Origin of the sequence: Bradyrhizobium sp. (assembly GCF_017881085.1) — a bacterium.
Classification (GTDB): domain Bacteria; phylum Pseudomonadota; class Alphaproteobacteria; order Rhizobiales; family Xanthobacteraceae; genus Bradyrhizobium.
On record NZ_JADGRI010000276.1, the window covers coordinates 1 to 7474 of the forward strand.

A 7474-nucleotide genomic window follows, 5' to 3' on the forward strand; every position below is an offset into this window, starting at 1 on the left:
TGGCTCTCGCCGAAATAGGCCTTGATGCTGGCGATCACGGTCTCGCCGATCTGGTCGAGCGCATCCATCTCGGCGATCGCCTCCTCGTCGTCCTTCGCGACCTTGAGGCAGGCGTCGTGGAATGCCTGCCAGGAGCCGTAGCCGCGCGCCAGCGCCAGCGCCGTGGTCTCGCCGACATGGCGCATGCCGAGCGCAAAGATAAAACGCTCCAGCGAGATGCGCCGCCGCTCCTCGATCGCCGCGAACAAATTGCGCACCGAGGTCTGGCCGTAGCCCTCGATTTCCTCGAGCTTGAGCCTGGCGTTGCGCTTTTCGAGCGTGAAGATATCGGCCGGCTCCTTGACCCATCCCTGCTCGTAGAAGAACTCGATCTGCTTCTCGCCGAGCCCTTCGATGTCGAAGGCGCGGCGCGAGGCGAACAGTTTGAGGTGCTCGATCTTCTGGTAGGGACAGGCGAACTCGCCGGTGCAGCGGGCACGGGCTCCCTCCTCCCCGGTCGCGGTCTCCTCGCGCACCACGTCGGTGTGCAGCGGGCACGGGCATTTCGTCGGAAAGCGATACGGTTTTGCGTTGCCGGGCCGCTTCTCGATCACGACGTCGACCACTTGCGGAATCACGTCGCCGGCGCGCTGGATGACGACGGTGTCGCCGATCCGGATATCGCGGCCCTCGCGCAATTGCTCGCCGTCGCCGCCGATGCCCCTGATGTAGTCCTCGTTATGCAGCGTGACGTTCTGCACGATCACGCCGCCGACGCCGACCGGCTCGAGCTTGCCGACCGGCGTGAACGAGCCGGTGCGGCCGACCTGGATCTCGATGTCCCGCAGCACGGTGATGGCGCGCTCGGCCGGGAATTTATGCGCGATCGCCCAGCGCGGCGTGCGCGAAACAAAGCCGAGGCGCTCCTGCCAGTCGAGGCGATCGACCTTGTAGACGACACCGTCGATGTCGTAGTCGAGTTTCGCACGCTGCTCCTCGATCTTGCGATGAAACGCGATCAGCTGCTCGAGCGAGTGGCAGATCTTGGTCAACGGATTGGTCTTGAAGCCGCAGCGCTCGAACCACCCGATCATGCCGGACTGGGTGTCCTCCGGCATCTCGGTCATCTGGCCCCAGGCGTAGGCGAAGAAACCGAGCGGACGCGAGGCGGTGATGGATGGATCCTTCTGCCGCAGCGAGCCTGCCGCCGAATTGCGCGGGTTGGCGAAGATGGTGTCGCCCGCAGCCTTCTGGCGCTCGTTGAGTGCGAGGAAGGCCTTCTTGGTCATGTAGACCTCGCCGCGTACCTCGCAGATGTCGGGCACATTGCGGCCTTTGAGTCGCTTTGGCACGTCCTCGAGCGTGCGGATATTGGCGGTGACATCCTCGCCCTCGGCGCCGTCGCCGCGGGTGGCGGCGGTGACGAGTTCGCCTTCCTCGTAGCGCAACGACATCGACAGCCCGTCGATCTTCGGCTCGGCGCTGAAATCGATCCTGTCGTTGTCGGAAAGCTTGAGAAAGCGCCTGATACGACCGACGAAATCGAGCACGTCCTCCTCGGCAAACGCGTTGTCGAGCGACAGCATCGGCACCGCATGGCGCACCTTCTTGAATTTCCCCGACGGCGCTGCACCGATTTTCTGCGACGGCGAGGAACCGGTGACGAATTCCGGAAACCTCGCCTCGATGGCGTTGAAGCGCTGGCGCAGCGCGTCATATTCGGCATCGGAAATCTTCGGCGCGTCGTCCTGATAATACGCCTTGTCGTGACGCTCGATCTCGAGCGTCAGCCGTTTGTGCTCGACCTTGGCCTGGGCCTTGGTGAGGTCGGCGACGTCGGTGGGAGATTTTGTCTTTGCTGTCCTGGCCATGGCAATTGAATACGACGAAGTGCGTTGCGAGAAAAGCCGGCACAAGCGGCGTTCCCCGGATGCTGCGCGCAGGCCGTATGACGGTTAACTCGCCGCCTTCAGCAGCCGTTCCGCCGCCGCGCGGGCTTCCGCGGTGATCTCGGCGCCGGCCAGCATGCGGGCGATTTCCTCGCGGCGGTGATCGGCGGCGAGCGCGTTGACGCGGGTGGCGACGCGCTTGCCCTTGTCGAGCGCGTCCTTGGAAATCAGGAGATGCTGGTCGGCACGTGCTGCGACCTGCGGCGCATGGGTCACCGCCATGACCTGCACCTTGCCGGCGAGCCGCGCCAGCCGCGCGCCGATCGCATCCGCCACGGCGCCGCCGACGCCGGTGTCGATTTCGTCGAACACCAAAGTGGGCGCCGAGCCTCGATCGGACAGCACCACCTTGAGCGCCAGCAGGAACCGCGACAGCTCGCCGCCGGAAGCGACCTTCATCAAGGGCCCCGCCTTGGTGCCGGGATTGGTCTGCACCCAGAACTCGACCCGATCAAAACCCTGCGGGCCCGGCGACTTCGGATCCGAATCGATTTGCGTCATGAACTTGGCGCGGTCGAGCTTCAGCGGCGCCAGTTCGGCATTGACGGCCTTGTTGAGCTTTTCCGCCGATTTGGTGCGCGCCGCGGAAAGTTTCGTGGCCGCCGCGCTGTAGCGCGCATCGGCTTCGCCGGCCGCCGCTTCCAGCTTCTTCAGCTGGTCGGCGCCGGCATCGATCAACGCCACGTCGGCGGCGTATTTTTTGGCGAGCTCCGCCAGGCCATCCACCGGCGTCGAATATTTGCGCGACGCGGCGCGCAGCGCGAACAGCCGCTCCTCGATCCGTTCGAGTTCGGCAGGATCGAAATCCGCCGCTGTCAGCGCCGCGTTGAGGTGCTGATCGGCCTCCTCCAGCGCGTTGATCGCCGCATCGATCGCCTTCACCGCGGGTTCGACCAGCGCCGGCAGATTGCCAGCGCGGCGTTCCAGCCGCCGCACCGCCGCCGATAAAGCAGGAACCGGCGAATGCGGGCCGCCGACCGCGTCCTGCGCCTCGCGCAGATCGGCGGCGATCTTCTCGCCCTGCATCATGGTGGTGCGGCGCCCGGCGAGCGCGGTTTCCTCGCCGTCCTTGGGCGCAAGCTGCTTCAGCTCATCGGCGGCGTGGCGCAGATAGTCGGCCTCGCGCGCGGCGCGTTCCATGTCGGCGCGATGCGCGTCGAGCACACTGTTGGCGGCGCGCCGTGCGTCCCACAGCGCTTCCAGCGCCACGACGTCCTTCTCGAGCCCGGCAAAGGCGTCGAGCAGACGGCGGTGGGTGGCGGCATCGACCAGCGCGCGCTCGTCATGCTGGCCGTGAATCTCGACCAGCGCCGAGCCGACCGCTTTCAGGGTCTGCACGCTGATCGCCTGATCGTTGATGAAGGCGCGGGTGCGGCCGTCGGCCAGCTGGACGCGGCGCAGGATCATCTCACCGGTATCGTCGAGGCCGTTATCGCTGAGGATTTTCGAGGCCGGATGATCCTTCGACACGTCGAACACCGCAGTGACCTGGCCCTGCTCGGCGCCGTGACGCACCAGCCCGGCGTCGCCGCGGCCGCCGAGCGCCAGCGCGAATGCATCGAGGAGAATGGATTTGCCCGCGCCGGTTTCGCCGGTCAGCACCGCCAGCCCACGGGAAAACTCGATATCGAGCCGTTCGATCAGGACGATGTCACGGATCGAAAGACGCGCCAGCATGCGAGGTAAGATCCTAACCGAGACCCAGTTTCTTGAAGGCTTTGGAGATGTAGGAGCCGGTGTTCTCGCTCGGCTCGACTCCGCCTGACTTTACAAGATTATAGGCGTCTTTGTACCAGGGGCTATCAGGAAAATTGTGCCCGAGCACGGCAGCCGCGGTCTGCGCCTCGCCGACGATGCCGATCGCCATATAGGCCTCCGTCAACCGGGCCAGCGCTTCCTCGACATGTCGGGTGGTCTGATAGCGGGTGACCACGGTCTTGAAGCGGTTGATGGCGGCGGTGTAGTCGCGCTTTTCCATGTAATAGCGGCCGACATCCATTTCCTTGCCGGCGAGCTGGTCGCGCGCGCCTTCGAGCTTGGCCTTGGCGCTGACGGCATATTCCGACGTCGGATACTTGCGAATCACCTCTTCCAGCGCGGCGATCGCCTTCTCGGTGCGGCCCTGGTCGCGCGAAATATCCGGTATCTGGTCGTAGTGCGAGGCCGCGATCAGGTATTGCGCGTACGCCGCGTCCGGGCTTCCCGGGTGCAGCGTGACGTAGCGGGTCGCGGCACCGATGCAGCTGTCATAGTCGCCGGCATTGTAGAAGGCGTAGGCCGACATCAGCAGCGATTTGCGCGCCCAGTCGGAATAGGGATGCTGGCGGTCGACCTCCTCGAATTTCTTCGACGCCGCCTTCGGATCCTGTTTCTGATTCATCAGGAACAGGCCCTCATTGTAGAGCTTGTCCGCCGGTTCATCGACGAAGGTGTCGTCCTTCGCCAGGAACTTGTCCCACAGCGAGCCGGTGCCGCAGCCGCTCAGGGGGATCGCGAGCACGATCAGCCCCGCGGCCAGACGAAATTGCCGGCCGAATCGGGCGCCAGCCGATCTCCCGCGCAGTTCGAGCGTCATACGCTGTGCCGACATGAATCTAGACCTGACGCCTGTGCTGCAGTGCCCGCCGCGCGCCCAAAGAGCCCGCTCATGGACGCAATGATTGCCGTGCCCGTGGCGCCTGCCATGCAACCGGGGCTATTTAGCCGAAAAAAGTCTGTTAACCAACCGGATACGCAGGCATTTCGCCCGGATTAAGGCGGCTTGGGCCGATCGCCGCCGAACATGGTTACTTCAGCGAATTGGGCTGTACACGGCCTTCCAGCGGCGTCCGGGAGCGCCCCAGAATCACGCCCCAAGGGCACGTCCAAAGTAAGTCCCGGCCGAAGTCAGGGCATTTCGAAGATGGAAGGCAAAGATCAGGAAACGTCGGGACCGTAGGCCGGGGCGATCATGCCGCCGACCATGCCACTGCCGGCATCGGCGTAGACGCGCGAGCGACGGGCGGTTTCGGCTTCGATCACCCGCCATGCGGTGCGATCGGCCAACAAGGCCGTGAGGACGGCGTGGTTGAGCTTGTGACCGCCGCGCACCGAGCGATAGGCGCCGAGCAGCGGCAGGCCGGCCAGCGCGAGATCGCCGATCACGTCGAGCACCTTGTGACGGGCACATTCTTCGCTGTAGCGCAGGCCTTCGGTGTTGAGCAGGCGGGTGTCGTCGAACACCACCGTGTTCTCGAACGAGGAGCCCAGCGCAAACCCGGCGCTCCACAGCCGCGCGACATCGCTCATGCAGCCAAAGGTCCGGGCGCGGCAGATCTCGCGGCGGAACCGTTCGGGGCTGAGGTCGAGCGAATAGCTCTGGCGGCCGATCACGGGATTGGCGAAGTCGATTTCGATCTCGGCGCGGAAGCCGGCTGCGTGGGGCCGCAACTCGCCGAACGAATCGCCCATCGCGACCTGCACCGGCTTCAAAATCTGCAGGAAGCGGCGCGACCCGGACTGGGTCAATATACCGGCCTGGTCGATCGCGGCGACGAAGGCCGCGGCGCTGCCGTCCATGATCGGGACTTCCGGACCATCGATTTCGATGGTGGCGTTGTCGACGCCCATACCTCGCAGCGCAGCAAGCACGTGTTCAGCGGTGGAAACCAGCGGGCCTTCGCGGTCGCCCAGCACAGTTGCGAACTCGGTGGCGATCACGGATTCCGCGACGGCCTGAACTTCGCGATCGGGACCGTCCAAGCCGGTACGGACAAAAATAAAACCCGCATCGACAGGTGCAGGTCCGAGGGTCAGATTGACGGGAAGACCGGAATGCACGCCGACGCCAGTCACGGTGGCCTGCGCGCGAAGCGTTGTCTGCCGGCTAAATTTCATTCGAAGACAGCCCACTACTGACTTACCAAGAGATCAGACCAGGTCGGAACGCGTGCGGTCCGTTCGATTCGTCTCTAAGTTTCCCCAAGTCACGTCAGACAATAGCATTGCCTCAAAGAGCGCCAACTCACGCTTCTTTACCGATTGTTACCCTATCTCTGCCGTATTCGCGCCAAAGCTTAACCAAATTGGACCACCGTTGGCGACAATTTCGACCGTGCCATCCCAGCACGAAGTCTATAATTAATCATTTAAAATCAGTTGTTTGGCGAAGAGGCCCTGCGGCCTTTCGGCCAAAAATTAAGGTCCCGGCTGGCTGCAGCCGGGACCTTTTTGCGTCGTCAGAATTGTAACAAACTTCAGTTGGCCTGCCGGCGCAAGAAAGCGGGGATATCCAAATGATCGTCGCCCTGTGGCTGCGCTGCAACAGATGCGGGACGGCCATGGACGTCCAAACCCTGTGGAGCGGGCCGGCGAGCGTATTCTGATACCGGGTCGGTGGATGCGACCTGCTGGGCGACCGATCGCTGCGGCTTCCGTTCAGGCAGCGGCGGCATCGGGGTCATCGAAGGACCCGAGGCGCGGGCCGCGATCGGCGGCTCGGTCTCTTCGTCGCGGCGGCCGAGGCCCACATTGGCGAGGCGCTGCAGCAGGGACATCCGGGTCTTCTGCGGATGCTCCTCCTCGGCGTCACCGCGGGCCTGCCGGATTTCGTTCTGGGCCGGCATCGGCAGATCCTCGAATTTCGGCATCCGCGGCGCGCGCGCCGGCGGACGTTCGGCCGCCTGCGGAATGAAGGTTTCCGGCGTGACGGGTTCCTGGACCTCGGCCCGTGCGACCTCATGATGGTCGGGGAACAGGGTCGGCTTCTGCTGCGCGATCGGGCGAACCGTGACGTCGCCATAGGAGGCGGGCTGCAGCGGCGCGGATGCGGGCTGGTGCGGTGCCTCGGGAGCGACCGCCGCAGCAATGGCGGCGAGCGCGGCGCGTTCGACGGTGTTGGAGGCGCGCTGCGGCGCGGCAGCGGGAGTTGCTTGCGCCGGCGCTTCCATCTTCTGGGCAGCGCGCTCGGCAAGGCGCGCATTGTCGGCGCGCAGCCGGGCGGTCAGTTCGGCCAGGCGATTTTCCGGCGAGGCGGCGGGAGCCGGCGCGCTGGGGGCGAGAGCCGCGCCCGGCGTCGCATTGCGAATCAGCGCCTGTTCGATGCCGGTAGCAACGACGGAGACGCGGATTATGCCGTCGAGGCTCTCGTCGAAGGTGGCGCCGACGATGATGTTGGCGTCCTGATCGACTTCCTCGCGGATGCGGGTAGCGGCTTCGTCGACTTCGAACAGCGTCAGGTCCTTGCCGCCGGTGATCGAGATCAGCAGGCCGCGCGCGCCCTTCATCGAGGAGTCGTCGATCAGCGGATTGGCGATTGCAGCCTCGGCCGCGGTCAGGGCGCGCTTGTCGCCGGAGGCCTCGCCGGTGCCCATCATCGCCTTGCCCATCTCGCGCATCACGGCGCGGACGTCGGCAAAGTCGAGATTGATCAGGCCTTCCTTGACCATCAGGTCGGTGATGCAGGCGACGCCCGAATAGAGCACCTGGTCGGCCATCGCGAAGGCGTCGGCGAAGGTGGTCTTTTCGTTGGCGACCCGGAACAGGTTCTGGTTCGGGATGATCAGCAG

Annotated in this window: 5 protein-coding genes; all 5 read right to left on the reverse strand. The window is 64.9% G+C overall.

What is annotated here, in order from left to right:
• On the reverse strand, positions 1-1850 hold a 1850-nt coding region (ligA, locus tag QZ213_RS21625), incomplete at its 3' end, for an NAD-dependent DNA ligase LigA (RefSeq protein WP_291688132.1).
• Between the two features lie 84 nt (positions 1851-1934).
• The gene (gene recN, locus QZ213_RS21630; RefSeq protein ID WP_291688133.1) at positions 1935-3605 is read right to left on the reverse strand and encodes a DNA repair protein RecN; all 1671 of its coding nucleotides are present in this window, start codon (positions 3603-3605) and stop codon (positions 1935-1937) included.
• A 13-nt stretch (positions 3606-3618) separates the two neighbouring features.
• On the reverse strand, positions 3619-4518 hold the full coding sequence (locus QZ213_RS21635; protein WP_291688134.1) for an outer membrane protein assembly factor BamD: 900 nt from the start codon (positions 4516-4518) through the stop codon (positions 3619-3621).
• A gap of 326 nt (positions 4519-4844) precedes the next feature.
• Positions 4845-5804: a UDP-3-O-acyl-N-acetylglucosamine deacetylase gene (gene lpxC, locus QZ213_RS21640; RefSeq protein ID WP_291688135.1), complete on the reverse strand. Its 960-nt coding sequence runs from the start codon at positions 5802-5804 to the stop codon at positions 4845-4847.
• 359 nt (positions 5805-6163) lie between these two features.
• Positions 6164-7474: cell division protein FtsZ (locus QZ213_RS21645; protein WP_291688136.1), on the reverse strand; the 1311-nt coding region annotated here is incomplete at its 5' end.

Coding starts and splice junctions, on each gene's coding strand:
- recN (WP_291688133.1), bottom strand. CDS start 3,605: ATGCTGGCGCGTCTTTCGATCCGTGACATCGTCCTGATCGAACGGCTC.
- lpxC (WP_291688135.1), bottom strand. CDS start 5,804: ATGAAATTTAGCCGGCAGACAACGCTTCGCGCGCAGGCCACCGTGACT.
- QZ213_RS21635 (WP_291688134.1), bottom strand. CDS start 4,518: ATGTCGGCACAGCGTATGACGCTCGAACTGCGCGGGAGATCGGCTGGC.